We start from the raw sequence: 26,108 nt of genomic DNA on the forward strand, positions 1-26,108 counted from the left end.
CATGGCCGACCGCGACCTGCTTCGGACGGCGCTCGCTTTGCCGGTGATGACCGAGCGGCTTCGCCTCCGCGCCTACCGGAACGACGATCTGGAGAATATTTTCCGGCTCCGCTCCAATCCCGGGGTGGTCGCCCTGCTCTATGGCGACCCGATGACCCGCTCGGAGGCGACGGAAGCGCTGGCGCTCTACATGACACCGCCGGTCCTCGAAGCGGACGGCGACGAGCTGAGAATTGCCGTCGAGCGGCGCGCGGACGGGGCTTATGTCGGGAACCTGAAGCTGCAACTGCTGAGCCGGGCGCATCTGCAGGGTGAGATCGGGTATGTGCTCGATCCCAGGCATCAGGGCCGGGGCTATGCGCTGGAAGCTGCGCGGAAGGCGCTGGAGCTCGGGTTCGCCCATTTCGGCATGCATCGGATCAGCGCTCATTGCGACGTACGCAACATTGCCTCCTGGAAGCTGATGGAGAAGCTCGGCATGCGGCGCGAGGCGCATTACCGGGAAAAGGAATTCTTCAAGGGCGCCTGGGCCGAGGATTTCGTCTACGCAATCCTCCGGCGCGAATGGGCGAGCCGCGCGGACTCGCCCGCCGACGGACTGTCCGTCTAGGTTCCGCTTCTGACCTTGTCGAGGAACGTCGCGACCTCTCGATCGAGACTCTCGGCCTGGGCGGCGACCCCCTTGGCGGCCGAGAGCACCTGATCGGCGGTGCTTCCGGCCTCGCCGGCGACACCCATCATGCCGTCCATCGTCGCGCTGACCTGGTTGGTGCTCTGCGCCGCCTCGGAGGAGGAGCGGGCAATTTCGTCGGTCGAGGCGCCCTGTTCCTCCACTGCGCTGGAGACCGCGACCATCTTCTCGGTCATGTCGCCGATCAGGGTGCCGATCTCGCGGATCGCGTCCACCGCCTGGTTTGTATTGTTCTGTACCGCGTCGATCTGGGCGGAGATTTCCTCCGTCGCCTTCGCGGTCTGGGTCGCGAGGTTCTTCACCTCGGACGCAACAACCGCGAAGCCCTTGCCGGCATCGCCGGCGCGGGCCGCCTCGATGGTCGCGTTCAGCGCCAGCAGGTTGGTCTGCTCGGCGATGTCGGTGATGAGCTTCACCACCTCGCCGATCTTCTGCGACTCCGTATCGAGGCTGGCGACGATCCGGTTCGTCGTCTCGGCCTTGTCCGCAGCCTGCTGCGCCACCCGGGAGGTTTCGGAGATATTGACGCTGATTTCCTGTACCGACGCGGCGAGCTGTTCCGCCGCGGCGGCCACGGTGTTCACGTTGCTTGAGGTGGTCTCGGCAATCGACAGGACGCCCCCGGACTCGTTCTTTACCTGCTCGGAGGTGCTGACCATGGTCTCCGAACTCTTCTCCATCTCGCGGGCCGAGAGACCGACCTGGTCGACGATGGCCTTCACCGACTGCTCGAAGGTGTCGGCGAGGTTGAGCATCGCCTGGCGCCGTTCCTCGGCGGAACGGGCCTCGGTGCGCTGCTGCTCCTCGCGCAGTCGCTCGACCTCGCGGCCGTTGTCGCGGAACACTTCGACCGTGCGGGCCATGGCGGAGATTTCGTCCGAGCCGGAGGTGTCGACCTCCGTTTCCAGATCGCCGTCGGCGATCCCGGCCATCGTGCGCTGCAGGTTGTTCACCCGGCGCACGACCTGGCGCGAGACCAGAAGCCAGCCGATCAGCAGCCCGGCCAGCGCGCTGATTCCGCCGATTGCGAAAAGCAACTGCCGGCTTTGCACGACCGTGTCCCTGGCCGAATTCTCGCTCACCGTCGCTTCGGATTCGGCGGCAGCCACCAGCGCGTCCACGTCGCGGGTCATCGCCGCCACGCTCTCGCGGCTTCGGGAGAGCGCGGCCACCGCTTCGGCTTCGGTTTCCAGCAATGTGCGGCGGAGTTCGAAGACGGAGCCGTCGCCATCGCCAAAGCCCTTGAGTTGCTCCGCCTTCTCTGCCGTGACCTCGTCGATCCCGCGTTCGCGGAACTCCTCGAGCGCTGCGGTCATGGCATCGGCAGCGGCCTGAAACTGATAGCCGGTCTGCTTGATGGAGTCCGTATCGGGCGCTCCGGCGGCCGCGTTCAGAAGCCCTGCCACGAGATTGGCCTGGGCGACGAGCTCCAGGGCGGTCCGGATATTGCCGGCATCCTCGTTGACCAGGGTGGTGATCGAGTTCTTGACGTTGTCGACCAGCTTCTCGCCGCCGGCGATGAGCTTGTAGCTTGCCTCGCTGACGACCGGATCGATCGCGGTCTTGAAACGGCTCGTCAATTCCGCAACTTCCATCTTGATTGCGGCCCGCTTGGCATCGAGCTGGAGCTTTTCGCCGATCGGCAGAGCGTCCTTGTTGAGTTCCTGTTTGCGCAGCCCGAAGACCGACTTTTCCCCGAGACCGAACAGGCTGAGACCGAGCGCAACATCACGTAGCGTGACCGCGTTGTCGGTTTCCGCCAGATTGTTTACCGCGTCATAGACCCTGTTCGAGTTCTGATCGAACTCATCCTTCAGAATATCGATCATTTCCGCCGATCCGGCCGAGGTGGTCAGGGCGATGATCGACAGCATTTCATGACCGGCTGCGGCAGCCTTCAATCCGGCCTGCAATTGCTGGACCTCTCCTTCGAGCAGCTCTTCGACGGAGGTCACCGAGGAACTGATCGTATCCTCGCCGCGAAATCTCAGCGTCTCGTTCGCGAACTGGATCACCGGGATCGCTTCAGCGACAAAGAGGCCGTGCGTCTGCCGGATTTCCCCGGTCCTCTTGCTGAGGGCGGTGCGCAGTTCCTCGCGGCGCATAATCGTCGTCTGCAGGTCGGCGAGGGCGCCTTCGATGTCGGTGACCAGACCCGAGAGTTTCGCCCGCTCTGTCTCGGGCAGTGCGGTCAGGGTTTCCAGCCGCATGCGCAACTCGCCGATCCCGGCCTGCATGCCGGCCTGGATTTCGCTTCGTTCCTCGTCACTCTGGGCGCTGACCAGCGCCGGCGCGGTTGCGGCGATGTTGGCGCTCGCATTGGCAAGCGCCATCGAGTTCTTGATGGCGGGAATCGAACGGCCGGTAAATTGATCGAGTGTCTGTTGCAGAGAGGTGAAGGCGATGATCGAGATCCCGATCGCAATCAGCGTCACCAGAGAGACCGCCGCGAGGGCCATATAGAGTTTTCCGCCGACACCGGGGCCCCGACGGCTATTCTTCGGAGTCGTCGAGTCCTCTTCCGGGTTTGCCGGAGCCTCAAAGGTATGCGTTGAATTATCCACGGGAGACGTCCTTCGAAAACATCAATTGATAGGTGCGATGCGGACCCTCGGGCGACATCCGCAAAATACAATGCATCAGGTCTGAAAGTTTATTCGCAAGCGCGATATCAGCGGAAAACGCGCTACAAGCGCAAGCATAAAAAAGCTCGTTTTTCTATTTGGTTGGTAGGCTGCGTTAAAGTCAAATTTGCGAAAGAGTTTTCGGAAAATGTTCTGAATTTCTAAGGGTCCGAATCAAATGGGCGGACCGTTTCGGCCCGCCCGTCCGATGCAACTTCCGGTCTGCTGAGCAGGACCGGCCGATCAGGTCCCGCTCCTGACTTTGTTCAGGAACGTGGCGACCTCGCGATCGAGACTCTCGGCCTGCGCGGCGACGCTCTTGGCTGCCGAGAGAACCTGGTCGGCCGTGGTCCCCGCTTCGCCGGCGACATTCATCATGCCGTCCATCGTCGCGCTCACCTGATTGGTGCTCTGTGCCGCCTCGGAGGTGCTGCGCGCGATCTCGTCCGTCGAAGCACCCTGCTCTTCCACCGCACTGGAGATCGCGACCATCTTCTCGGTCATGTCGCCGATCAGCGTGCCGATCTCGCGGATCGCGTCCACCGCCTGGTTTGTATTGTTCTGTACCGCGTCGATCTGCGCGGAGATCTCCTCCGTCGCCTTCGCGGTCTGGGTCGCGAGGTTCTTCACCTCGGACGCAACAACCGCGAAGCCCTTGCCGGCGTCGCCGGCGCGGGCCGCCTCGATGGTCGCGTTCAGCGCCAGCAGGTTGGTCTGCTCGGCGATGTCGGTGATGAGCTTCACCACCTCGCCGATCTTCTGCGACTCCGTATCGAGACTGGCGACGATCCGGTCCGTGCTCTCCGCCTTGTCGGCGGCGCGCTGCGCTACCCTGGAGGTTTCACCGATGTTGGTGGAGATCTCCTGCACCGACGCGGCAAGTTCTTCGGCCGCGGCGGCGACCGTGTTCACGTTGCTGGACGTGGTTTCCGCGACTGTCAGAACGCCGCCGGACTCCATTTTCACCTGTTCGGAAGCGTTCACCATGGTCTCCGAACTCTTCTCCATCTCGCGGGCGGAGAGACCGACCTGGTCGACGATGGCCTTCACCGACTGCTCGAAGGTGTCGGCGAGGTTGAGCATCGCCTGGCGCCGTTCCTCGGCGGAACGGGCCTCGGTGCGCTGCTGCTCCTCGCGCAGTCGCTCGACCTCGCGGCCGTTGTCGCGGAACACTTCGACCGTGCGGGCCATGGCGGAGATTTCGTCGGAACCGGATGTATTGACCTCCGTTTCAAGATCGCCGTCGGCGATCACGCCCATGGTCTTCTGCAGGCCGGTGATCCGGCGCACGACCTGGCGCGAGACCAGAAGCCAGCCGATCAGCAGGCCAGCCAGCGCGCTGATCCCGACCATGGCAAACAGCAGGTTCTGGCTCTCGTCGATCGTTTCGAGTGCGTTGGTCTCGCTCGCATTCGCGGCCGCTTCGGCATCGGCGACGATCGCCGCCACTTCGGTTTCAATGGTTTTTGAGGCAGCACGGTTTTCCGCAAGGGCAACGAGCGTGTCCGCTTCGATCGCGAGCTGGGCCTCGCGCAGGGCGAACACGCTGTCCGCACCGGTGCCATAGGAAACGATTTTGGCCGCGAGCTCCGGAATGGTCTCGTTGTCGACCCGTTCCTTGAAGACCGCGATCGCGGACTCGACAGCCGATTTGGCGGCGTTGTAGCGCCCAGAAAGCACGTTGAGCGCCGATATATCGGGGGCGCTGGCGCCGGAATTCAGCAGGCCGGCCATGAGGTTGGCCTCCGCCGCGAGCTGCAGCATGGACTGCAGGCGCGCAACGTCTCCGTTTACCAGCCCGTTGATGGTCTTGCTGATATTGTCGTTCAGGTTGTCGCCACCGATCGCGAGATTGAAGGTGGCGTCGTCGATCACCGGCTCCACCCTGGTCTTGAAGTTCTGTGCGATCTCGTTGAGCTTCGCGTCGAGCGCCTCGCGTTTCTCCTTGAGGGCCAGGGTTTCCTCGAACGTCAGCGACTGGTTGTAGTCCAGTTCCTTGAAGCGGATCGCGAATGCCGAGTCTTCGCCTTCGCCGAGTGCTATCAGTTCTTCCGTGTAAGCTTCCAGGGCGTTCGCCGCCTCGGTGTCGGGCAGCATCTCCTCATAGGACCGCACTTTACTGCGGATGGTCTCGAACTCAGCCTGCAGCGGCTGAATTGCTTCAAGATCGGTGTTGGCTGCAGTCCGGTCCATCAGGGCGAGAAGTTCGCGCAGGCTGGCGCCGACGCGGAGCCCTGCCTGCAGCGCGTTCACCTCGCCTTCGAGAAGCGCCTTGATCTGTTTAGAAGAGCTGTCGACGGTATCCTCGCTGGTGATCACGAGGTTGAAGTTCGCGTCGTCGACAAGCGGTGAGAGGTCTCTCAGGAATTCTTGGTGAGCGGCGAGCATGTCCCCCACCTTGGTGCTGATGCGCGCGGCGATGGCTTCCTTCTCGCGGACCTTCTCGCCGATCGCGGAAATGCCGCCCTGAAACGCTCCGATGATCTCGAGCTTCTGGGCCTTCTCGTTCTCGTCCAGCACGCTGAGGCTCTGGACCTTGTCCTCGAGCCGCTTGATCAGTTCCGCGATCTCTGTTTCGGCGGCGACGCGGTCTTCTTCGGAGTTTGCGGTCACGATTTCGGGCGCCTTCGCTGCGACGCCAGCGCTCTCCGAGGCCATCTGAAGGGATGTCTTGATCGCCGGAATGGCTTCGCCGGCGAAACTTTCCATCGCTCTCTTCAGGTCACCGAATGCCCAGATCGCGACCATCGCGGCGAGAACCGTGATGACGAACATGCCGCTGATCGCCAGATAGAGTTTCCCGCCCACGCCGATCCCGGCGGGTTTCGCCTTGGGGGCGGGGCCACTGTCCGGGTCCAAACCCTCTACAGTTGCTTCAACTGACGTCATTTCCCTCTCCTCCGGTCCCGTTTCTTACTTGATGGGTTCCACCCGGGGCGGGATTGTCCCGCCCCGGGGTCTCGTTCCGCTACTTGCTGAGCTTCTCGACAGACTTGAAGCTGCCATCGGCCTGAATGACGCTCAGGAAGACGTCCCCCATCCCCTGATTGTCGCCCGGCCCGTATTCCAGCTTGGCGCCGCCGAGATCGAACGTGCCGGTACCGTACACGGCCTCGAGGAAGCTCTCGCGACTGAGGTCCTTGCCGGCCTTCTCCAGCGCCATCACGGTGAGACGACCCACCATGTAGCCTTCAAGCGAGACGAAGCCGGGTTCCAGCGACGCGTCGTAGGCCTTGAGGTCCTCGGTATACTTTGCGACCAACGGAATGCTGCTGTCCCACGGGAACGGGACCACCTGGCTGATCACCACTCCGGCACCCTGGTCGCCAAGTTCCGCGGCGAGCGCGCGGGAGCCGACGAAGGAGATCGTCACGAACACCGGGTCCAGCTTCAGTTTCTTGGAGAGCTTGATGAATTCGGCCAGCGGCTTGTAGGCGCCGACCATCACGACAGCTTCCGGCTCCGCCTTGCGGATGGCGAGCAGGGCGGTCTTCACGGCCGTCGTGTTGCGCTGGTAGGTGCCTTCCGCAACCAGTTTCATGCCGCGCTTCTCGAGCGCCTTGTTGACGCCCGCGAGACCGACGCGTCCGAAGCCGTCATCCTGGTAGAGGATCGCGATCTTGGAGATGCCAAGATCCTCGGTCAGATGCTTGATCCACGTTTCGGTTTCTTGGTCGTAGGTCGCCCGGACGTTGATCACGTTGGAATTCGCGGAGTCACGCAGGAACCCGGCGCCCGTAAAGGGGCCGACAAAGGGCACCTTGGCTTCGGTCGCGATCGGTTGCGTTGCCCGGGAGGTGGGAGTTCCGACGGCACCGATGATCGAAAAGACCTTGTCCTGCTCGATCAGCTTTTTCGTGTTCTCGATTGCCTGGTCCGGCTCGTAGCCGTCGTCGTATTTGACGATTTCAAGCATCCGGCCGTTGACGCCGCCCGCCTTGTTGGCGGCGGAGAAAGCAGCCATCAGGCCCTGGTGCATTCCGGTGCCGAGGGCGCCGGCCGGACCGTCGAAAGCCGCTGACTGACCGAAGACAATCTTGTCCGCGGTTACACCGGGCGTTTCCGCATGTGCCGCGGCACCAAGGAACCCGGAAAGCAGAAGCGCTGCAGTCGCACTTTTCTTCAATAAATTCATGAGCAGTTTCCTCTTGCTTGTGTCCCCTTCCGAGACTGCCCATCAGACAATTAACAAGAGCCTAAAAATAATGAGAACATAAAGACGCACCTTAGGGCGCAGTATTTCTAAGGAAACAACTCAAAATGGTCATCGAAAGGACGTGGCGCTTGACGCGAAGTTATTGAAACAAAAATAGTAATGAGTATTTGCGTTGAGCGTGGCGGATTTGCCGCCGCGTTCGAATCATCCCTAAGTGAAGAAGTTGTCGTAAGAATGTATTCACGGTTTTCGATTGAAAATGATCCGCCGGGCGAAGCTGCAACACCGGATGAACTCAAGCTGCGCCGGGCTTATGGTTATCCCTACATTGCGCCGGATCGCGACTTTCTTTTCCTGCGGGGGGATGCCGCGCCCTTCGATGCCGGGGTCGACCTTTCTTCCCGACAGCCTGTGATCGCAGTCGGTTCCAACCGGGCGCCAGAGCAGCTGCGGCGCAAGTTCGGTGACGGTCCCGAGAGTGAGATTCCAGTGACCTGGGGCTGGATGCATGGCTACGACGTGGTCTATTGCGCCCATGTCGCCGGTTACGGCTCAGTTCCGGCGACGCTCCATTCCAGTCCGGGAACAGACGTCAGGGTCGCGGTGACCTGGTTGACCGCGGCGCAGCTCGAACGCATGCACGAGACCGAGAATGTCGGGGAGAGTTACGTCTACGGGACCTTCGAAGAGGCTGCGGTCGATCTGGGCTCCGGGCGACCGGCGGTGCCCGCGGGCTGCTACATTACCCGGCGTGGCGCGCTTGCACTTGACGGAGTGCCGGTCGCGCTGACGGAGATCGAAGCCCGGAACCGGCGCTTCGCCAGTCTCGCGCAGGTGGAGAAACTCGCCTTGCTCTATGAGCGCCATGGAGACCGGCCCGGTCTGGAGGAGTGGATCCTCTCCCTGCTGGGTGATGAGAACCATGCGCGGCGCTCTGGTCTCGCCGCAGCGCTCTCCGAAAGCACGGTCGCTTTCGAGGACCCGCGATTCACGGTCCTTCTCGGCTAGTCCGCGGCGGGAGACATCCTCCAGACGGACGTCTCCCGGATTTCCCGATCCTCGAGTTCCGTTGAAACCGGAACCTGGTAGCGCGCGCAATGAACAAGGCCGTTTTTCGGAAGATAGGCGCGACCGGGATCGCCGACCAGGACCAGCGCACCAGCAGCCGCGTGGCGCCGCAGCCAGCCGGCCGCGCGATCGGCCATCGGGCGCTCGTAGAAAATGTCTCCGGCGAGCACGATATCGAACAACGGCCCGCCATCCTCGGCGAGAGCAGGCTCGTCGAACATGTCCCGTCCGGCGAGCTCCAGTCCCGCCAAAAGGCCATTCGCTTCGGCGTTCATCCGGATTGCGAGGCCGGCGACGGGATCCGTGTCGTTCGCGACGACGACCGATGCGGAGGCCCAGAGTGCGGCGAGGCTGACGATGCCGGACCCGGCGCCGATATCGAGGACGCGCCGGCCGGCGACAAGGTGGGGATGATCGATCACGTAGCGGGCCAGTGCCTGTCCGCCGGCCCAGGCGAAGGCCCAGTAGGGCGGCGGCAACCCGCGCTCCTGCAGTTCGCTTTCCGTTACTTCCCAGAGCGGTGTGATTTCCGTCGCGAGATGCAGCGCCAGTTCCGGGACCATGGGCGCGGAGGCGCGTTCGGTATTACGGAGAACGAACTCCGCCGTGATCGGGGGTGCCGCGCCGGAGATCATCCGGCGAGGATCGCCAGGGTGACGATCCAGCCGAAATATCTGTTGGATTGGAACCTGAGAAGGCAGCCTTTCGGATTGTCGATGTCGATCGTGCGGATCTGCCATATAAGCTGCGCGCCGGCGGCGGCGAGGAGGAGATAGAACGGCCAGCCGAGCCCGGTCAGGGCGCCGCTCGCGGCGATCCCGGCAAGCGTGAGCGGGTAGACCACCCAGAGGAACGGTACCGTGCGCTCGCCGAGCGCCAGGGCGGAGGATTTCACGCCGATCCGAATGTCGTCTTCCTTGTCCTGATGGGCATAGATCGTGTCGTAACCGAGTGTCCAGACGATGCCGGCGGCATAGAGCACGCTGTTGGCGAGCTGGATGTCGCCGGTGACCGCAGCCCACCCCATCAGCGCGCCCCAGTTGAAGGTCAGTCCGAGCACGAATTGCGGCCAGTAGGTCACCCGCTTGAAGAGCGGATAAGTCACAACCAGCACGAGGACCAGCACGCCGAGCAGCCAGCAGGTCCGGTTGAGCTGCAGCAGGATGAGCAGACCGGCACCCAGCTGCAGGACGAGAAAGGCGAGGGCCTGGCGGACGGAAAGGTCGCCATTGGCGATCGGCCGCTCGACCGTGCGCGCGACCTTGCCGTCGAAGTCCCGGTCCCAGAGATCGTTGATGGTACAGCCGGCGCCGCGCATGATCGTCGCGCCGAGGCTGAACAGGACATAGAGCCAGAGCAGGTCGGGCACCGGCAGGACCTTGCCGGTCGCCTGCCAGCCGAGCGCGAGGCCCCACCAGCAGGGCAGCAACAGCAGCCATGTTCCGATCGGCCGGTCGAGCCGCATCAGGCGGGCGTAGGGGCGTGCGGCAGACGGCAGCAGCCGGTCCACCCAGTCGTTGCGTGCGATATCGCTTGCGCTCATGGTGGCTTCTGCATAAACCGGGCGGCACTCCCGGGCAAGGTCCGGGACGCAAGGTCCAGGCGGACGCGGTTCCGCGTTCCCGGAGCGTGAGGCCGGATGAGTCAAAAGATCGAAACCCGTCTCTTCGTGCACGCCGATCTCGCCGAGGGCGGGAGTGTCGGTCTCGAGAAGGACCAGTCCCATTATCTGAAGAATGTTCTCAGGCTCGGCGCCGGCGCCCGGGTCGCGCTGTTCAACGGCCGGGACGGGGAATGGGTCGCGGAGATCGAGGGCATCGGCAAGGGCTGGACCTCGCTCTCGCTTATTGACCGAAGCCGTCCTCAGCGCGAAGAACCCGATATCTGGCTCGCATTCGCGCCGATCAAACGGGCGCGCATCGACTTCATCGCGCAAAAGGCGACCGAGCTCGGGGCCTCGTTGCTCTGGCCGGTGCTGACCGAACGCACCATGGTCGACCGGGTGAAGACCGACCGCCTGCTGGCGAATGCGATCGAGGCGGCGGAACAGACCGCGCGGCTCAGCGTGCCCGAGATCCGGGAACCGGCGCGTCTCGACGCTTTGCTCGATGCCTGGCCGGAAGAGCGGCCGCTCATCGTCTGCGACGAGACCGGCGGCGGAAACCCGATCGCCCATGTATTGTCCGAGCCTCCTTTCAAGGGGGGAACCCTTTGCGGATTGTTGATCGGTCCGGAAGGAGGTTTTGCCGATCGTGAACTTGACCGCTTGCGGCAAAGTTCCTTTGTTACACCAGTCAGTCTAGGGCCGCGTCTGTTGCGGGCCGACACGGCGGCGCTTGCGGCGCTGGCCTGTTGGCAGGCGGTGGCCGGGGATTGGACCATGAAACGTCCCGAGGGACTTGATCCCTAACCCGAGTGCGCAGCCTTCCGGCGCGCAGCATCGATCCTAACGGAGGAAACATGTCCCGTCCCCCTGGCGCCAAGGGCGATCCCATCGTCAGCAAGGCGCAGCTCGTCGAGGATCTCGAATCCGCCTGCAAGCCGAAAGCGGCCTGGCGGGTCGGTACGGAACACGAGAAGTTTCCCTTCCGTCTCAGCGACCACAAGCGGCTGCCCTATTTCGGCGGGGACGGCATCGGCGCGATCCTGCAGGGGCTGGTCGACAAGTTCGGCTGGGAGCCGATCTACGAGGGCGAGAACGTCATCGCTCTGCACCATAGCGGCTGCGCGATCACATTGGAGCCGGGCGGGCAGTTCGAGCTCTCCGGAGCGCCGCTCGAGAACCTGCACCAGACCTGCGACGAGGTGCACACCCACCTGGCGCAGATCAAGGAAGTGAACGACGAGCTCGGCGTCGGGATGCTCGGGGCCGGCTTCGATCCGACCTCGACCCGCGAACAGGTCGAATTCATGCCCAAGGGCCGCTACGTCATCATGAGCGCCTACATGCAGAAGGTCGGTACGCTCGGCCTCGACATGATGAAGCGGACCTGCACCGTGCAGGCGAACTACGATTTCGCGAACGAAGCCGACATGGTGGAGAAATTCCGCATCAGCGTCGCGCTGCAGCCGGTCGCGACCGCACTGTTCGCCAACTCGCCCTTCACCGAGGGCAAGCCGAACGGCTTCAAGAGCTACCGCTCCCATGTCTGGACCGACACCGACCCGGACCGTTGCGGCATGCTGCCCTTCGTCTTCGAGGACGGTTTTGGCTTCGAGCGCTATGTCGACTACATGCTCGACGTGCCGATGTACTTCCTCTACCGGGACGACGAATACAAGGACGTTTCCGGCAAGAGTTTCCGCAAGTTCATGGCGGGCAAGCTCGAGGGCTACGAGGGCGAAGAGGCCTTCATGGGCGACTGGACCGATCACATGACGACCAGTTTTCCCGAGGTCCGGCTGAAGAAATATATCGAGATGCGCGGGGCCGACACCGGACCGTGGCGCAATATCTGCGCGCTTCCGGCGCTCTGGACCGGGATACTCTACGATTCCGATTCGCAGCAGGCTGCGCTCGACATGATCGCCGGCTGGAGCATCGCGGAAATGGAGGCGCTGCGCGCCGCGGTTCCAAAGTCCGGTCTGCAGACCCCGTTCCGGGACGGCACGGTGCAGGATCTGGCAAAGCAGATGATCGAGATCTCCCGACACGGCCTGAAGCGCCGGGCCTGCGTCGATTCCGCCGGTAACGACGAGACCGGATTCCTGAACTGGCTGCAGGAAGTCGCCGAGACCGGAAAATCTCCCGCCGACCGCCTGCTCGATCTCTACCACGGGGAATGGGGCGGCAAGATCGATCCGCTGTTCGAATTCCAGCGGTACTGATCGGTATCGGCCTCCCCTGGGGGCCGGAAAGGGGCTGGGATGGGACTGAACGCGCTTCCGAGGTACCGTCTTCTGGAAGACCCGACTCCCTTCCAGTTGCTGGAACGTCTTGGCCGGGAGACCGGCCATCCCGCGCTCTACATCAAGCGCGACGACGCGATGCCGCTCGGACTCGGCGGCAACAAGCTGCGCTCGCTCGAATACTGGCTCGGTGCGGCGTTCGCCGAGGGCGCCGATACGCTGGTGGTCGCGGGACACACCGCCTCCAACCAGTGCCGCCTGACCGCGGCCGCGGCGGCCAGGGCCGGACTCGGCTGCGTCGTCCTGCACAATGCCGACCGGCCGGAGCGCATCGACGGCAATCTCCGCCTCAGCCATCTCTACGGCGCCGAGATCTCGTATCTCGGCCCGGTCGGCGAGCACGCGCGCCGGGAGGCCGCCGAAGCGAAGGTGGAGGCTTTGCGCCGGGAAGGCCGCAAGCCCTATCTGGTCGGCGATCCGGTGCTTGGTGCGGCAGGCTACGTTCATGCGGGGGAGGAACTGCTGGCGCAGGCCCGTGCCGCCGGCGTCGCGCTTCGCCATATTCTGCTTCCGGGGTCCATGGGTCCGACCGAGGCCGGCTTCCTCCATGGCCTGATCCGCGGCGGTTTCGACGGGACGGCCCATCTCGTCAGCGTCGAATACGACGTGGCGGAACTGGAGGGACGCGTCGCCCGGATCTTCGCCGGTCTCGAAGAGCTGGCCGGATCCGCCGGGCGGCCGGTCGGGACGATCGCGCGCTTCACCGACCGGTATCTCGGCCCCGGCTATGGCATTCCGGGACCGGACGCGATCGCGGCGATCCGGCTCTTCGCCGGAACCGAGGCGCTGCTGCTTGAGCAGACCTACACGGCCAAACCCGCGGCGGCTCTGCTATCGATGCTCGCCGACGGCGGCATCGCGCCGGACGAGCCTGTCTGCCTGCTCCATACCGGCGGCACCGCCTCACTCTTCGAAGACGATTTTTTCCATGCCGTTCTTGCCCCGGCCGACTAGTCTCGGCGCCGCCAGGACGAGCGGAAGTCAGTCAGCATGAGTAACGGTAACGACCGGGACAGCCAAATCGCCGGACGGGGAATCAGCCTGATGATTGCCGGCGTGTTCGTGATGTCCGTGATGGACATGATGATCAAATGGATGTCGGCCGGTTATCCGAGCATCGAGATCGTCTTTTTCCGGACACTGTTCGGATTGATTCCACTGATCGCCATTGTCTACTGGACCGGCGGGATCCGCCAGCTGCGGACCCGGCGCTGGAAACTGCAGCTCGCCCGTGGCGTGGCCGGGACCGGTGCGACCGTCGGGTTTTTCTTTGCCCTCGGCAAGCTCGAGCTTGCCGAGGTCGTCGCGCTGGCCTTCGCCTCGCCGCTTTTCGTAACCGCGCTGTCGGTGCCTCTGCTTGGCGAAAAGGTCGGCTTTCGTCGGGTGAGCGCCGTACTGGTCGGTTTCATCGGCGTGCTGATCATCGTCCGCCCGGGAGCGGATGTGTTCTCGCCCTATGCATTGTTGCCGATCGGTGCCTCGTTCTGCTTCGCGTTGGCAATGGTGCTCGGGCGCCGTCTCTCCTCGACCGACAGCGCGGTTTCCATCGTGTTCTACACCACCCTCGCCGCCCTCACGGTGAGCGCGATCGGCACACCCTCGGTCTGGGTCATGCCGGCGAAGGCGGACTGGGGCCTGCTTGCCGCGCTTGGGCTGCTCGGCGGCTGCGGGCAATTCCTCGTGACCTCCGCATTCCGCGCGGCCCCGGCGGCGATCGTGGCGCCGTTCGAATATTCGGCGCTGATCTGGGCGACGCTGTTCGGGTACGTGTTCTGGTCGGAAGTGCCGGACGCGATGACGCTGCTCGGCGGCGCGATCGTCATCGCGGCCGGTCTCTATATCGGTTACCGGGAGACCAGGCTCGGACGACGGCCGCAGGGACCAGGTGTCGTGCCCGATCCTCCGGCCGATGTAAGGGCATCTAGGAAGCCTTGATCCGGCTGAGGAAGCCGTCGATCTCGGAACGCAGGCGGTCGGTGTCGCGGGCCAGTTGCTCCGACGCCGCCAGCATGGACTGGGCCGCCTCGCCGCTCCGCGAGCTCTCCGCGTTCAGGGCGTCCATGCCCTGCGAGGCGCTCATGCTGCGCTCGCTGGCTTGCGCCACCTGATTGGAGATTTCGTTGGTTGCGGCGACCTGTTCCTCGATCGCGGCGGCGATGCCGGCCGAGATCCCGTCCACTCTCGCAACCGTATCGACGATCAGCGAAATTGCCTTCACCGCCTCGGTCGACTCCTGCTGGATGGCCTGAATCTGCGCCGAGATGGTCTCCGTCGCTTCCGCGGTCTGCGAAGCGAGATTCTTCACTTCGGTGGCCACCACCGCGAACCCCTTGCCGGCCTCCCCGGCGCGGGCCGCCTCGATGGTCGCGTTGAGTGCCAGGAGATTGGTCTGTTCCGCGATATCGGTGATCAGCTTCAGGAATTCGCCGATCTTGTCGACCGCACCGGCAAGACCGGACACGGTGTCGTTGGTCTGGTTGGCCTGATCAACCGCCTCCCGCGTTACCGTGCTTGCCTCGGCGACGCGCTGGCCGATCTCCGAGAAGGACTTGGCGAGTTCCTCGGCGACTTCCGACGCCGTGCGCACATTGTCCGCGGCTGACGCGGTATTCTCGTTCGCAGTTTGGGACTGGCTCGCGAGCGAGCCGGCCACCGCGTTCATCTCGTTCGCGTTCCTGCCGAGCTGGGTTGTCGCGCTTGCCACGGTGACGGCGATCGGTCCGACGGTGCTGGAGAAGGTGTCGGCGAGGTCGGACATTTCCTGTGCCTTCAGCGCCTGCATCCGGCGTTCCTGCTCCATCTGTTCCTGGCCGAGACGCTCGGCTTCGGCCTTCGCTTCCTCGGCCTCCGCGAGCGCGGAGTCGGATTTGATGAAGCTCTGCGCAACGGTGAGAGAGAGCCATCCGACGATGACCGCCTCGACGATCACGATCACGGCGTGCAGGATCACCCGGCCGAAATCCGCGCCATCGGGAAAGATCCAGGCCGGGAAGGTGAAATTCAATCCGATATGATGCACGGCGACTGCGGCGGTCGCCGCGACGACGGCGCGGATGTCGCAGAGTGTCGTCAGAATCGCAAGGCAGGCGAAATAGTACATGTGGACGTCGATCTGCCAGGCGTGGCCCTGAAACTGGAACAGTACCAGCGACACCATGACCATCAGCCCGACGGCGAGCAGCATCCGGGTGGACGCTTCATGCTTGGCTTTCCAGGCCGCCAGCCCGCAGAGGGCCGCAGTTCCGAGTGCACCGGCCAGCGGCGCGAGCAGGGCGGTGCCGAAAGCCAGTGCGAGCCCGACGATGAGTGCAATATGGGCTGCAATGAACAAGGCAAGGAAATTGACCGCTTTGGCGCGGATCGAGTCGAGAGTGCTCATTTTCAGGTTTCCTTTTGGAGCGGAGACCGGGTGCCGCTCTTGAGGCCGACACAACCGAACAGCCCGCCGGGATCGACGACTGCCCAGGCGCCGGCATCGCGCAGGCGTTCGGCGGCATCGGGGCGATCGAGCCGGACGAGCGCGACGGAATTCGTTCCGCCATGGCGGAGCAGTGAACCTCCGGCCTCCGCGACCGCGCCGAGAACGGCGGTCTTGTCGAGCCAGGGCGGGAAGATTGCCGCGATCGTGCTGTCGGATTTCACAGGCGCAGTCAGCATCAGTCCCACAAGGAAAGCAGAACTGAAAATCAGCAAAGCCGATGCACCAATTGCGTCTCGCAAGCCGCTCCCCTCTTCGAAGTTCGCATGTGAACCGAGGTTTCCCGCATCAATCGAAGTGGGATTAGAGCAACTGTACGTGAACATTGAATTAACGCATCAGCAGCCGGAACGCCTTGTTCCTACATTGCGGTGCCGCCGATGGTCACGCCCGTCATCTTCAGGGTCGGTTGGCCGACGCCGACGGGCACGCCCTGGCCGCTCTTGCCGCAGGTGCCGATACCGTCGTCCAGAGCGAGATCGTTGCCGATCATGGTGATCTGGTTCATCGCGTCCGGCCCGTTGCCGATCAGTGTTGCCCCCTTGACCGGCGCGCCGATCTTACCGTTCTCGATCAGATAGGCCTCGCTGGCGGAAAACACGAACTTGCCGGAGGTGATATCGACCTGGCCGCCGGCGAAATTGACCGCATAGAGGCCATTCTTCACCGAGGCGAGAATTTCTCCCGGGTCCTTGTCGCCGGCTTCCATGAAGGTGTTGGTCATGCGCGGCATTGGGTTGTGGGCGAAACTCTGGCGCCGGCCGTTGCCGGTCGGCTCCATGCCCATGAGGCGTGCGTTCTGCCGGTCCTGCATGTAGCCGACGAGGATGCCGTCCTCGATCAGCACGTTGCGCTGGCTGCGCGTGCCCTCGTCGTCGATGCTGATCGAGCCGCGGCGGTCGTGGATGGTGCCGTCATCGACCACGGTGACGCCCGGTGCGGCGACGCGCTGGCCGATCATCCCCGAAAAGGTCGAGGTCTTCTTCCGATTGAAGTCGCCTTCGAGTCCGTGGCCAACCGCTTCGTGCAGCATCACGCCGGGCCAGCCGCTGCCCAGCACGACTTCCATCTCGCCCGCGGGCGCGGCGACGGAGGAGAGGTTCACCTCGGCGATCCGCATCGCTTCGTGGACCTGGGCCTTCCACTTCTCGGGCGTGAGGTAGAGGTCGTAGGCGACCCGGCCGCCGGCACCGCAGCCGCCGGTTTCCATGCGGTCTCCCTCCGCCATCACGACGGAGACGTTCAGGCGCACCAGCGGGCGGATGTCCGCGACCCGGTGACCGCCGGCGCGGATGATCTGCACCGCCTGCCAGGAACCGGCAAGCGAGGCGCTGACCTGTTTCACGCGCGGGTCCCTGGCGCGGGCATAGGCATCGATTTCCTTAAGCAGGTCGACCTTGTCGGCGAAGGGTGTCAGGGCGAGAGGATTGGCATCGGTATAGAGCGCGGCGTTGCTGGCGGCGGGAGGGGCGGCGAGGGTGCCGCCATGGCCGTGACGCACGCTGGAAACGGTGTCGGCGGCGCGCTTGATGGCTTCCTCGGAAAGATCGGAGGCGTGCGCGTAGCCGTGCGCCTCGCCTGCGATCGCGCGCAGGCCGAAGCCCTGGGTCGAATCAAAGGAGGCGGTCTTCAGCCGGCCGTCATCGAAGGCGAGGCTCTCGCTCTGCCGGTATTCGAGGAACAGCTCCCCGTCGTCGGCACCGTGCAGCGCCTCGTCGACGAGGCGGCCGACCCGGTCGAGATCCATGCCGCTGCGTTCGAAAAACAGTTCGTCCGTCTTGCCAAGGTCGCTCATTCAGTCCGCTCCTGATTTGGCCCGCGCTGGCGCGGGCCGCCGGTATGGGCTTGATCTTTCCGATAGCATATGGTCCGAAGCACAGGAAAGTCACGGTGCGCCCTTGCGGGACAGCGCGCTGGCCGTCGGAACTGCGAGGCGCGTCACTTCGTCGCGGATCGCTCGACCGGCCATCGCGCTTGACCGATTTATCTTCACGCAATGAGGCGGACGGTGTATTGCGATACCCTTGTGAAGGGCCGCGCCTGGCGCTAAAAACGGCCCCGAGTACGAATAATGCGGAGAGAACGGACACCATGAGGCTTTTCAACCGGGCAATCTCCAGCCTCGCGCATCTCGCGGCGCTGCCCCTACTGTTGATCGCAGCGCTCTCAGTGCCTGCTGGCGCGGAGGAAGTCCGCATGCCGATGCCGTACCAGCTTGGCCTGCAGGATCCGGTTTCGCCGGTCGGGGTCCGGATCGGAGAGTTCCACGACTTCCTGCTGTGGCTGATCTTCGCGATTTCCGTCTTCGTGCTGGCGCTCCTCGTTTATGTCTGTTTCCGGTACCGCGCTTCGGCCAACCCGAACCCCTCGCGGACCTCGCACAACACGATGATCGAGATTCTCTGGACCGCGGTTCCGGTCATCATTCTCGTGGTGGTCGCGATCCCGTCTTTCAAGAACCTCTACTATCTTGACCGCGCGGTCGATCCGGACATGACGATCAAGGTCATCGGGAACCAGTGGTACTGGTCCTACGAATATCCGGACGAAGAACTCGTGTTCGACAGCTACATGCTGGAAGGCGAGGATCTGCAAAAGGCGAACGGCACACGCATGCTTGACGTCGACAACCCGCTGGTCGTCCCGACGGGCAAGAAGATCCAGGTGCTGGTGACGAGCAACGACGTGTTCCATTCCTTCTTCGTGCCGTCCGCCGTGGTGCAGATCTACGCCGTCGGCGGCCGTACCAACGAGACCTGGATGCAGTTCGACAAGGAAGGCACCTTCTACGGTCAGTGCAACCAGATCTGCGGTATTCGTCACGCCTACATGCCGATCGTCGTCAAGGCCCTCAATGAGGCCGACTACGCGGAATGGCTGAAGGGCGCGAAGGAAGAATTCGCGATGAACCGCGACGCGCCGGTCCGCGTCGCCGTTAACGCCAACTAACAACCACGCTATTGGGAGAGACCGATATGAGTGCCGCGCACGCTCACGCTGATGACCATGGGGTGCCGACGGGTATCCGGCGCTGGTTGTATTCGACCAACCACAAAGACATCGGCACGATGTACCTGATCTTCGCGATCATCGCCGGCTTGATCGGTGGCGCGATGTCGATCTACATGCGGATGGAACTCCAGAATCCGGGCGTCCAGTACATGGAAAACGGTCATGTCTGGAACGTCTTCACCACGGCCCATGGCCTGATCATGGTGTTCTTCCTCGTCATGCCGGCGCTGATCGGCGGCTTCGGCAACTGGTTCGTACCGCTGATGATCGGCGCGCCGGACATGGCCTTCCCGCGGATGAACAACATCAGCTTCTGGCTGCTGATCCCGGCCTTCGTGCTGCTGTTCCTGTCGGTCTTCGCCGATGGCGGTGCGGGCGTCGGCTGGACGATCTATCCGCCGATGTCGAGCAAGCTCGGAACGCCGGGCCCGTCCATGGACATGGCGATCCTGTCGCTGCACCTCGCCGGTGCGTCCTCGATCCTCGGCGCCAGCAACTTCATCACCACGATCTTCAACATGCGCGCACCGGGCATGACGCTGCACAAGATGCCGCTCTTCGTCTGGTCGATCCTGATCACGGCGTTCCTGCTGCTGCTGGCCCTTCCGGTTCTCGCCGGCGCCATCACCATGCTGCTGACCGACCGTAACTTCGGCACGGCCTTCTTCGAGCCGTCCGGCGGCGGCGACCCGATCCTGTTCCTGCACCTCTTCTGGTTCTTCGGCCATCCCGAGGTGTACATCATGATCCTGCCGGCCTTCGGCATTGTCAGCCACGTGGTCTCGACCTTCTCGCGCAAGCCGGTCTTCGGCTATCTCGGCATGGCCTACGCGATGGTCTCCATCGGCTTCGTCGGTTTCATCGTCTGGGCGCACCACATGTACACGGTGGGCCTCGACGTCGATACACGGGCCTACTTCACGGCGGCGACCATGGTCATCGCGGTGCCGACAGGCGTGAAGATCTTCTCCTGGATCGCGACCATGTGGGGCGGCTCGATCTCGTTCCGCGTCCCGATGATCTGGGCGATCGGCTTCATCTTCCTGTTCACGGTCGGTGGCGTCACCGGCGTGGTGCTGGCCAATGCCGGCGTCGACGTGGTGCTGCACAACACCTACTACGTGATCGCGCACTTCCACTACGTGCTGTCGCTGGGTGCGGTCTTCGGCCTGTTCTGCGGGTTCTACTACTGGTTCCCGAAAATGTCCGGCTACCACTACAACGGCTTCCTCGCCCGCGTGCATTTCTGGATCATGTTCATCGGCGCCAACCTGACCTTCTTCCCGATGCATTTCCTCGGGCTTGCGGGTATGCCGCGGCGCTATATCGATTATCCGGACGCCCTGCACGGCTGGAACTACGTGGCCTCGATCGGCGCCTATATGGGCGGTGCCGCAACCCTGCTCTTCCTCTACATCGTCTTCGAGGCGTTCATGAAGAAGCGGGTCGCCGGCGACAATCCGTGGGGCGACAGCGCGGACACCCTCGAGTGGACCGTGTCCTCCCCGCCGCCGTTCCACACCTTCGACGAGCTGCCGCGGATCAAGTGATCCGCGGCGCCTCGCGGCGCTGATTCCAGAGCGGACCGAAGCGAGAAAGGTTCTCTTGCGTGTCTGACACTTCCATCGAACTCAAAGCGGCGGCACCGATCGCCGCTTCGGCGTCTGAAGCGATCCGGGACTACCTGTCGCTGCTGAAGCCGCGGGTGATGTCGCTTGTCGTCTTCACCGGGTTCGTCGGCCTCTTCCTCGCTCCGGGCGAGCTCAATCCGGGCCTGGCGGCCGTCGCGGTGCTGTGCATCGCGATCGGCGCGGGCGCGTCCGGTGCGATCAACATGTGGTACGACCGCGATATCGACGCCGTGATGGCGCGGACCCGCGGCCGTCCCATCCCGATGGGCCGGGTCGGCGCCGACGAGGCGCTCGCCTTCGGCGTCATCCTGTCCGGTTTCTCCGTCATGATAATGGGGCTGGCGACCAACTGGGTCGCGGCCGCGCTGCTGGCCGGCACGATCGGGTTCTACGTTTTCATCTACACGATGTGGCTGAAGCGCCGTACGCCGCAAAACATCGTCATCGGCGGCGCCTCCGGCGCGCTGCCTCCAGTGATCGGCTGGGCTGCTGTGACCGGCGACGTCTCGCTGTTGCCGGTCGTCATGTTCCTGATCATCTTCATGTGGACGCCGCCGCATTTCTGGGCGCTCTCGCTCTATCGCTCGGGCGACTACGAAGCCGCCGGCGTGCCGATGCTGCCGGTGGTATCCGGCCGGCGCGAGACCCAGAAACAGATCCTGATCTACACCCTGTTGCTGGTGCCGGTCACCCTGCTTCCGGTCGCGTTCGAGACGATCGGCCTCTTGACCTACGGTCTGCCCGCCGCGGCATTCGGCCTGGTCTTCGCGATTTCCGCCTGGCGCGTCTTCCGCGACGCCAGCGAGAAGAACTGCCGCAGGCTGTTCGGCTATTCCATTCTCTATCTTTTCGTCATCTTCACGCTGCTGATCATCGATCGGGCGGCAGGGGCATGAGCACGATGAGCGACGACCAGAAGCCGGAAAGCCGCAAGGAATTCTACGCCCGAAAGCGCGGAAAGAATCTCGCCATTCTTGGTTGCATCATCGCTTTCTTCGTCCTCTTCTATCTCATCACCATCCTGAAGATGGGCTGAGCCATGGCGGAACGGTCGGAGCGAAAACGGAGCAATGCACGGGTTGGCCTGGCGCTGGGGGCGCTGGTCCTCGGCATGGTCGGCCTGTCTTTCGCCGCGGTCCCGCTCTACGATCTGTTCTGCCGCGTCACGGGGTTCGGCGGCACCACGCAGATCGCGGACGGTGCCAGTGAAGAGGTCCTCGACCGGACGGTGACCGTCCGGTTCGACGCGAGCGTACAGCCGGACCTGAAATGGTCCTTCCGCCCTGCGCAGACGTCGGTCGATCTCAAGGTCGGGGAGACCAAACTCGCCTTCTACGAGGCAGTGAACACCGGCGACGAGCCGATCGTCGGGACGGCGACCTTCAATGTCACGCCGGACAAGGCGGGAATCTATTTCGACAAGATCGACTGCTTCTGCTTCACCGAGCAGGTGTTGCAGCCGGGTCAGCGGGTCGACATGCCGGTCTCGTTCTACATCGATCCGGAGATGGACCAGGATGTGAAGATGGACGGGGTCACGACGATCACCTTGTCCTACACCTTCTACAAGGCACAGGATCAGTCCGGAGCGAAAGCCGCGCGGAACCAGGCCGCCCTGAGAGAGCCAGGGGCCGGGGCGCGCGGCGCGACGGATATCAAGGGATAATCAAGGAGAGGAAGGCGCGCAAAACGCCGGACTGAAGGGGAAAGACAATGAGCGGACATCCACAGCATTCCTACCATCTCGTCGAGCCGAGCCCGTGGCCCTTTGTCGGGTCCATGTCCGGTTTCATCGCCGCGGTCGGCGGCATCATGTACATGCATGAATACGCCTTCGGCGGCACCATCCTGATCGCCGGACTGCTGTCGATCATGATGACCATGTTCTTCTGGTGGCGCGACATCGTGCGCGAAGCCGAATATCAGGGCCATCACAACGCGGTCGTCCAGCTCGGCATGCGCTACGGCATGATCCTCTTCATCGCCTCCGAGGTGATGTTCTTCGCCGCCTTCTTCTGGGCCTTCTTCGACAGCTCGCTCTATCCGGATACCGGTGTCTGGCCGCCGGAGGGTATCGTGACGTTCAACGCCTGGGACCTGCCGCTGATCAACACCATGATCCTGCTGCTCTCGGGCTGCACGGTGACCTGGGCGCACCATGCGCTGATCGAGAACAAGCGGGACCAGTTCCAGCTCGGCCTCGGCATCACCATCCTGCTCGGCGTGGCCTTCACGGCGCTGCAGGCTTACGAGTACAGCCACGCCGCCTTCGGCTTCACCGACGGTATCTATGCCTCGACCTTCTACCTCGCGACCGGCTTTCACGGCTTCCACGTGATCATCGGGACCACCTTCCTGGCGGTCTGCTGGTTCCGCGGCCGCGCAGGCCACTTCAAGCCGGACCACCATTTCGGCTTCGAGGCGGCGGCCTGGTACTGGCACTTCGTCGACGTCGTCTGGCTGTTCCTGTTCGTCTGCGTCTACTGGTGGGGCGGCTGACGGCCGGACCGCGGGACCTGTGCGGGAGGATGGCGCCGTGGGCGAACCTTACTATCCCCCGCTGTCCCCGCTCTCGACCGGGCTCTCCTGCAGCTGTCCGCGCTGCGGCAAGGCGAGCCTGTTCGAGGGGTTTCTCAAGGTCCGTGAGGCCTGCCCGAACTGCGGGCTCGACCTGAAGAACGAAGACAGCGGCGACGGTCCCGCTGTCTTCATCATTTTCGTGCTCGGCGGCACCGTGGTGCCTCTCGCACTCTGGATTGAGTCGCTGTATGGACCGCCGCTCTGGGTACATGCCGTGCTTTGGAGCGCGGTGGTTCTCGGCGGTACCGTGGCGCTGCTCCGCCCCTTGAAGGCGTTCACGATCGCGCTGCAATTCAAGCACAAGACACCGCACCGCCCGCCGGGGACCTAGCCGGCGTCAGGGGAGCGGGACGCCCGCCCCGTCGGTGCACAGTCTGGGAAAGAACATGCTCGGCAATCGCAGGTTTCGCCCGACCTTCTGGGCCACCTTCTTCACCGTCCTCGCGGCCGCCTTCATGCTCGGCCTCTGCTACTGGCAGGTCGAGCGCCTGATCTGGAAGACCGGCATCATCGAGCAGTTCGAGTCCCGTGTGGCAGAGCCGCCTGTGGCCCCCCCGGACGCGCTCGGCGACATAGACGACTGGCGCTACCGCCGGGTCCGTCTCGAAGGCGTCTACCTGCATGACAAGGAGCTGCTGATTACCGGCAAGCCCTTCGAAGGCAATGCCGGATTCCATCTGATAACACCGATGAAGCTGACGGACGGCCGGACGGTTCTCGTAAACCGCGGATGGATCCAGCTGAAGGCCCTGGGGCCGGTCGATACCGCGCCGATGCATGTCGAAGGCGTCCAGACCGTAGAGGGACTGATCCGCGAGGATCGACGGAAGGGCTATTTCGTTCCGGAGAACGAGCCGCAAAACGAAGTCTGGCTCTATGTCGACACGGCCGAGATGGCGGCTGCACGGGATCTCGGTCCGGTGCTGCCCTATTACGTCGACCGCCTGCGCGATCCGGGACCGTTCAGGATGCCGATCGGCGCGGATACCGACATCCATGTCCGCAACGAGCATCTGAGCTATGCCGTGACCTGGGCGCTTCTCGCCCTGACCCTGATCGTCATCTACGTCATTTTCCACCTGAAGCCCGAGGACGACCTGTCCGGAGACGGCGAAGGAAACGGCCGTGAGGAATAACCCCTATACCGCCCTGGAAACCCGTTTCCGCCGCTACTCCGCGCTGTCCGGCGCGGGCGCCGTGCTGGGCTGGGATCAGGAGACGATGATGCCGCCCGGCGGCGCGGAGGCCCGTGCCGAGCAAATGGCCGTCCTCGACGTGCTGCAGCACGAACTGCTCTCCGATCCCGCGGTGGAAGAGGAGCTTGTCGAGGCGGAGGCCGCCGCGACGGCGCTCGAGCCCTGGCAGCGCGCGAACCTCCGCGAGATGCGCCGGGTCCATACCAACGAAACCGTCGCCCCGGCCGCTCTCGTCGATGCGCGCTCGCGGGCGACCTCGGCCTGCGTCAATGCCTGGCGCGAGGCGCGCAAGGCTGACGATTTCTCCGCTGTCTCGGACAAACTCGCACGGGTCCTCGAACTGACCCGCGAATACGGACAGATAAAGGCCGAGAAGCTCGGCTGCGGTCTCTATGACGCCCTGATCGACAGCTACGAGCCGGGCGGGACGATGGCCCGGATCGATCCGATCTTCGCGACGCTCAAGGCCGAATTGCCCGGGCTCATAGACAAGATTCTCACGGCTCAGGCGGCCGGGCCGAGGGCTCTGGAACCGGAGGGACCATTTCCGTCCGAGCGGCAGAAGGCGCTCGGCGAGAAAGTCATGGCCGCGCTCGGCTTCGATTTCACCCATGGCCGTCTCGACGAGAGCGCGCATCCGTTCACCGGCGGGATCCCGGAGGATATCCGGATCACGACGCGCTATGACGAGGCGGATTTCACCCGCGCCCTGATGGGGGTGATCCACGAGACCGGCCACGCGCTCTACGAGCACGGTCTGCCCGCGGAATGGCGCGGCCAGCCGGTCGGCTCCTCCCGGGGCATGGTGATGCACGAGAGCCAGTCGCTGCTGATGGAGATGCAGGCCTGCCGCTCGCCCGCCTTCTACCGCTTCCTGGCGCCGCTCGCCGCGGAGATTCTCGGAGCCTCGGGGCCGGCGCTCTCACCGGAGAACCTGAACCGGCTCGGCCACCGGGTCTCCCGCGGCCTGATCCGGGTCGATGCGGACGAGGTGACCTATCCGCTCCATGTCATGCTGCGCTACGATCTCGAGAAGGCGCTGCTGGCGGACGACCTCAAGGTGAAGGACCTGCCGGGGGCCTGGCACGAGGGCATGAGAAACTCGCTCGGCGTCGCGCCGAAGGATGACCGGGACGGCTGCCTGCAGGACATCCACTGGTATCACGGCTCGTTCGGCTATTTCCCGACCTACACGCTCGGCGCCCTGGCCGCGGCGCAGCTCTACAGGGCGGCGAAAGACGCGCTCCCGGAACTCGACTCCCGGATCGCAGGCGGTGACTTCGCGCCGCTGCTGTCGTGGCTCGGCGAGAACGTGCACAGAAAGGCGAGTTCCCGGCTCACCAACGAGATCCTCTCGGAGGCGACCGGCGCGGAACTCGGCGCCGATCCGTTCCTCGCCCATCTCTGCGAGCGCTATCTCTAGAAGCGGTTTTCTATTCCGCGGGCTGCTGCCGGCCGAGTTCGGTCTGGTTCGTCGTCATCACCTTGTGACGGGCGCCCGAGGACATGCGCTCGTAGAGCCGGGCGATGGTCTTGCTGCCGGTGCGGGTGAAGAGGAACGGGAACAGCCCGTGCGCGATGCAGGCGAGCCCGCCAAGCATCATCGCCGCACCGGTCGAGGCCGCGAAACCGAAATGCTGCCAGTAGCTCTCGCCGACCGATTCCGGGTGACTGGTGAAGAGTTTGAAGATCATGGCGCAGCTCCGGGCCGAATGACGAACAGAGGGATATTGTCAGCCCAATCCGGCGCAATTTGTTTGCAA

Annotated in this window: 24 protein-coding genes; 15 read left to right on the forward strand and 9 right to left on the reverse strand. The window is 63.9% G+C overall.

Going from position 1 to position 26,108, the window contains the following annotated elements; genetic code table 11:
* Nucleotide 1 precedes the first annotated feature (1 nt).
* Nucleotides 2–610: a GNAT family N-acetyltransferase gene (locus ACOOE1_RS15815; protein ID WP_420403162.1), complete on the forward strand. Its 609-nt coding sequence runs from the start codon at nucleotides 2–4 to the stop codon at nucleotides 608–610.
* Here the strand turns inward: ACOOE1_RS15815 and ACOOE1_RS15820 are convergent.
* The 3 genes from ACOOE1_RS15820 to ACOOE1_RS15830 form a co-directional block, all read right to left on the reverse strand.
* A complete protein-coding gene (locus tag ACOOE1_RS15820) occupies nucleotides 607–3,150 on the reverse strand; it encodes a methyl-accepting chemotaxis protein (protein WP_420403163.1) in 2,544 nt (847 codons plus the stop codon). The genes ACOOE1_RS15815 and ACOOE1_RS15820 overlap by 4 nt on opposite strands.
* A 408-nt stretch (nucleotides 3,151–3,558) precedes the next feature.
* Complete coding sequence (locus tag ACOOE1_RS15825; protein WP_420403164.1) at nucleotides 3,559–6,204, reverse strand: methyl-accepting chemotaxis protein; 2,646 nt, start codon at nucleotides 6,202–6,204, stop codon at nucleotides 3,559–3,561.
* 79 nt (nucleotides 6,205–6,283) lie between these two features.
* The gene (locus ACOOE1_RS15830) at nucleotides 6,284–7,450 is read right to left on the reverse strand and encodes an ABC transporter substrate-binding protein (RefSeq protein WP_420403165.1); all 1,167 of its coding nucleotides are present in this window, start codon (nucleotides 7,448–7,450) and stop codon (nucleotides 6,284–6,286) included.
* A 255-nt stretch (nucleotides 7,451–7,705) separates the two neighbouring features.
* Here ACOOE1_RS15830 and ACOOE1_RS15835 point away from each other — a divergent pair, with 255 nt between their 5' ends.
* Nucleotides 7,706–8,479, forward strand: a complete 774-nt coding sequence (locus ACOOE1_RS15835) for a hypothetical protein (protein WP_420403166.1) — start codon at nucleotides 7,706–7,708, stop codon at nucleotides 8,477–8,479.
* Here the strand turns inward: ACOOE1_RS15835 and ACOOE1_RS15840 are convergent.
* Both ACOOE1_RS15840 and ubiA read right to left on the reverse strand, forming a co-directional pair.
* Complete coding sequence (locus ACOOE1_RS15840) at nucleotides 8,476–9,174, reverse strand: class I SAM-dependent methyltransferase (RefSeq protein ID WP_420403167.1); 699 nt, start codon at nucleotides 9,172–9,174, stop codon at nucleotides 8,476–8,478. The two genes, ACOOE1_RS15835 and ACOOE1_RS15840, sit on opposite strands and share 4 nt — an antisense overlap.
* A complete protein-coding gene (ubiA, locus tag ACOOE1_RS15845) occupies nucleotides 9,171–10,082 on the reverse strand; it encodes a 4-hydroxybenzoate octaprenyltransferase (protein WP_420403168.1) in 912 nt (303 codons plus the stop codon). Before ubiA ends, ACOOE1_RS15840 begins: the two co-directional genes overlap by 4 nt.
* Nucleotides 10,083–10,178: 96 nt before the next feature.
* Between ubiA and ACOOE1_RS15850 the strand changes: the two genes are divergently transcribed.
* From ACOOE1_RS15850 to ACOOE1_RS15865, 4 genes are read left to right on the forward strand one after another with little or no spacing between them, the layout of a single operon-like run.
* Entirely contained in the window at nucleotides 10,179–10,949 is a 771-nt protein-coding gene (locus ACOOE1_RS15850; protein WP_420403169.1) for a 16S rRNA (uracil(1498)-N(3))-methyltransferase, read from the forward strand.
* A 50-nt stretch (nucleotides 10,950–10,999) separates the two neighbouring features.
* Nucleotides 11,000–12,367, forward strand: coding sequence for a glutamate--cysteine ligase (locus ACOOE1_RS15855; RefSeq protein ID WP_420403170.1), 1,368 nt, complete (start codon nucleotides 11,000–11,002; stop codon nucleotides 12,365–12,367).
* A gap of 39 nt (nucleotides 12,368–12,406) precedes the next feature.
* Nucleotides 12,407–13,402: a pyridoxal-phosphate dependent enzyme gene (locus ACOOE1_RS15860; RefSeq protein WP_420403171.1), complete on the forward strand. Its 996-nt coding sequence runs from the start codon at nucleotides 12,407–12,409 to the stop codon at nucleotides 13,400–13,402.
* A gap of 36 nt (nucleotides 13,403–13,438) precedes the next feature.
* Complete coding sequence (locus ACOOE1_RS15865) at nucleotides 13,439–14,383, forward strand: DMT family transporter (RefSeq protein ID WP_420403172.1); 945 nt, start codon at nucleotides 13,439–13,441, stop codon at nucleotides 14,381–14,383.
* On the opposite strand, the gene ACOOE1_RS15870 is transcribed toward ACOOE1_RS15865, so the two are convergent.
* The 3 genes from ACOOE1_RS15870 to tldD all read right to left on the reverse strand — a co-directional run bounded on the left by ACOOE1_RS15870 (nucleotide 14,370) and on the right by tldD (nucleotide 17,721).
* Nucleotides 14,370–15,827: a methyl-accepting chemotaxis protein gene (locus ACOOE1_RS15870; RefSeq protein ID WP_420403173.1), complete on the reverse strand. Its 1,458-nt coding sequence runs from the start codon at nucleotides 15,825–15,827 to the stop codon at nucleotides 14,370–14,372. The genes ACOOE1_RS15865 and ACOOE1_RS15870 overlap by 14 nt on opposite strands.
* A 2-nt stretch (nucleotides 15,828–15,829) precedes the next feature.
* The gene (locus ACOOE1_RS15875) at nucleotides 15,830–16,105 is read right to left on the reverse strand and encodes a hypothetical protein (protein ID WP_420403174.1); all 276 of its coding nucleotides are present in this window, start codon (nucleotides 16,103–16,105) and stop codon (nucleotides 15,830–15,832) included.
* Nucleotides 16,106–16,287: 182 nt separating this feature from the next.
* Nucleotides 16,288–17,721 (reverse strand): metalloprotease TldD, encoded by a 1,434-nt coding sequence (gene tldD / locus ACOOE1_RS15880; protein ID WP_420403175.1) that lies wholly within the window; start codon nucleotides 17,719–17,721, stop codon nucleotides 16,288–16,290.
* Between the two features lie 296 nt (nucleotides 17,722–18,017).
* Between tldD and coxB the strand changes: the two genes are divergently transcribed.
* Genes coxB through ACOOE1_RS15925 form a run of 9 tightly spaced genes read left to right on the forward strand, consistent with a single transcriptional unit; the run spans nucleotide 18,018 to nucleotide 25,768 of the window.
* Nucleotides 18,018–18,875, forward strand: coding sequence for a cytochrome c oxidase subunit II (coxB, locus tag ACOOE1_RS15885; RefSeq protein WP_420403176.1), 858 nt, complete (start codon nucleotides 18,018–18,020; stop codon nucleotides 18,873–18,875).
* A gap of 26 nt (nucleotides 18,876–18,901) precedes the next feature.
* The gene (ctaD, locus tag ACOOE1_RS15890) at nucleotides 18,902–20,488 is read left to right on the forward strand and encodes a cytochrome c oxidase subunit I (RefSeq protein WP_420403177.1); all 1,587 of its coding nucleotides are present in this window, start codon (nucleotides 18,902–18,904) and stop codon (nucleotides 20,486–20,488) included.
* Between the two features lie 59 nt (nucleotides 20,489–20,547).
* Entirely contained in the window at nucleotides 20,548–21,465 is a 918-nt protein-coding gene (locus tag ACOOE1_RS15895) for a heme o synthase (RefSeq protein WP_420403178.1), read from the forward strand.
* Nucleotides 21,462–21,605 (forward strand): hypothetical protein, encoded by a 144-nt coding sequence (locus ACOOE1_RS15900; RefSeq protein WP_420403179.1) that lies wholly within the window; start codon nucleotides 21,462–21,464, stop codon nucleotides 21,603–21,605. Before ACOOE1_RS15895 ends, ACOOE1_RS15900 begins: the two co-directional genes overlap by 4 nt.
* Nucleotides 21,606–21,608: 3 nt before the next feature.
* Complete coding sequence (locus tag ACOOE1_RS15905) at nucleotides 21,609–22,235, forward strand: cytochrome c oxidase assembly protein (protein ID WP_420403180.1); 627 nt, start codon at nucleotides 21,609–21,611, stop codon at nucleotides 22,233–22,235.
* A gap of 47 nt (nucleotides 22,236–22,282) precedes the next feature.
* Nucleotides 22,283–23,068 (forward strand): cytochrome c oxidase subunit 3, encoded by a 786-nt coding sequence (locus ACOOE1_RS15910; RefSeq protein ID WP_420403181.1) that lies wholly within the window; start codon nucleotides 22,283–22,285, stop codon nucleotides 23,066–23,068.
* A 37-nt stretch (nucleotides 23,069–23,105) separates the two neighbouring features.
* Nucleotides 23,106–23,480, forward strand: a complete 375-nt coding sequence (locus ACOOE1_RS15915; protein WP_420403182.1) for a DUF983 domain-containing protein — start codon at nucleotides 23,106–23,108, stop codon at nucleotides 23,478–23,480.
* 55 nt (nucleotides 23,481–23,535) lie between these two features.
* Entirely contained in the window at nucleotides 23,536–24,285 is a 750-nt protein-coding gene (locus tag ACOOE1_RS15920) for an SURF1 family protein (RefSeq protein ID WP_420403183.1), read from the forward strand.
* The gene (locus tag ACOOE1_RS15925; RefSeq protein ID WP_420403184.1) at nucleotides 24,275–25,768 is read left to right on the forward strand and encodes a carboxypeptidase M32; all 1,494 of its coding nucleotides are present in this window, start codon (nucleotides 24,275–24,277) and stop codon (nucleotides 25,766–25,768) included. Before ACOOE1_RS15920 ends, ACOOE1_RS15925 begins: the two co-directional genes overlap by 11 nt.
* Nucleotides 25,769–25,778: 10 nt before the next feature.
* Here ACOOE1_RS15925 and ACOOE1_RS15930 read toward each other — a convergent pair whose 3' ends face one another.
* Nucleotides 25,779–26,039, reverse strand: a complete 261-nt coding sequence (locus ACOOE1_RS15930) for a DUF6356 family protein (RefSeq protein ID WP_420403185.1) — start codon at nucleotides 26,037–26,039, stop codon at nucleotides 25,779–25,781.
* Nucleotides 26,040–26,108: the final 69 nt, after the last annotated feature.

Origin of the sequence: Nisaea sp. (assembly GCF_965216895.1) — a bacterium.
Classification (GTDB): Bacteria; Pseudomonadota; Alphaproteobacteria; order Thalassobaculales; family Thalassobaculaceae; genus Nisaea.

Bases quoted from the DNA above. Each gene is read 5' to 3' on its own strand.
- ACOOE1_RS15930 (WP_420403185.1), bottom strand. From the start codon at position 26,039: ATGATCTTCAAACTCTTCACCAGTCACCCGGAATCGGTCGGCGAGAGC.
- ACOOE1_RS15900 (WP_420403179.1), top strand. From the start codon at position 21,462: ATGAGCACGATGAGCGACGACCAGAAGCCGGAAAGCCGCAAGGAATTC.
- ACOOE1_RS15830 (WP_420403165.1), bottom strand. From the start codon at position 7,450: ATGAATTTATTGAAGAAAAGTGCGACTGCAGCGCTTCTGCTTTCCGGG.
- ACOOE1_RS15825 (WP_420403164.1), bottom strand. From the start codon at position 6,204: ATGACGTCAGTTGAAGCAACTGTAGAGGGTTTGGACCCGGACAGTGGC.
- coxB (WP_420403176.1), top strand. From the start codon at position 18,018: ATGAGGCTTTTCAACCGGGCAATCTCCAGCCTCGCGCATCTCGCGGCG.
- ACOOE1_RS15840 (WP_420403167.1), bottom strand. From the start codon at position 9,174: ATGATCTCCGGCGCGGCACCCCCGATCACGGCGGAGTTCGTTCTCCGT.
- ACOOE1_RS15865 (WP_420403172.1), top strand. From the start codon at position 13,439: ATGAGTAACGGTAACGACCGGGACAGCCAAATCGCCGGACGGGGAATC.
- ACOOE1_RS15855 (WP_420403170.1), top strand. From the start codon at position 11,000: ATGTCCCGTCCCCCTGGCGCCAAGGGCGATCCCATCGTCAGCAAGGCG.
- ubiA (WP_420403168.1), bottom strand. From the start codon at position 10,082: ATGAGCGCAAGCGATATCGCACGCAACGACTGGGTGGACCGGCTGCTG.
- ACOOE1_RS15835 (WP_420403166.1), top strand. From the start codon at position 7,706: ATGTATTCACGGTTTTCGATTGAAAATGATCCGCCGGGCGAAGCTGCA.
- ACOOE1_RS15820 (WP_420403163.1), bottom strand. From the start codon at position 3,150: ATGGCCCTCGCGGCGGTCTCTCTGGTGACGCTGATTGCGATCGGGATC.
- ACOOE1_RS15920 (WP_420403183.1), top strand. From the start codon at position 23,536: ATGCTCGGCAATCGCAGGTTTCGCCCGACCTTCTGGGCCACCTTCTTC.
- ctaD (WP_420403177.1), top strand. From the start codon at position 18,902: ATGAGTGCCGCGCACGCTCACGCTGATGACCATGGGGTGCCGACGGGT.
- ACOOE1_RS15910 (WP_420403181.1), top strand. From the start codon at position 22,283: ATGAGCGGACATCCACAGCATTCCTACCATCTCGTCGAGCCGAGCCCG.
- ACOOE1_RS15815 (WP_420403162.1), top strand. From the start codon at position 2: ATGGCCGACCGCGACCTGCTTCGGACGGCGCTCGCTTTGCCGGTGATG.
- ACOOE1_RS15850 (WP_420403169.1), top strand. From the start codon at position 10,179: ATGAGTCAAAAGATCGAAACCCGTCTCTTCGTGCACGCCGATCTCGCC.
- ACOOE1_RS15905 (WP_420403180.1), top strand. From the start codon at position 21,609: ATGGCGGAACGGTCGGAGCGAAAACGGAGCAATGCACGGGTTGGCCTG.
- ACOOE1_RS15875 (WP_420403174.1), bottom strand. From the start codon at position 16,105: ATGCTGACTGCGCCTGTGAAATCCGACAGCACGATCGCGGCAATCTTC.
- ACOOE1_RS15870 (WP_420403173.1), bottom strand. From the start codon at position 15,827: ATGAGCACTCTCGACTCGATCCGCGCCAAAGCGGTCAATTTCCTTGCC.
- tldD (WP_420403175.1), bottom strand. From the start codon at position 17,721: ATGAGCGACCTTGGCAAGACGGACGAACTGTTTTTCGAACGCAGCGGC.
- ACOOE1_RS15860 (WP_420403171.1), top strand. From the start codon at position 12,407: ATGGGACTGAACGCGCTTCCGAGGTACCGTCTTCTGGAAGACCCGACT.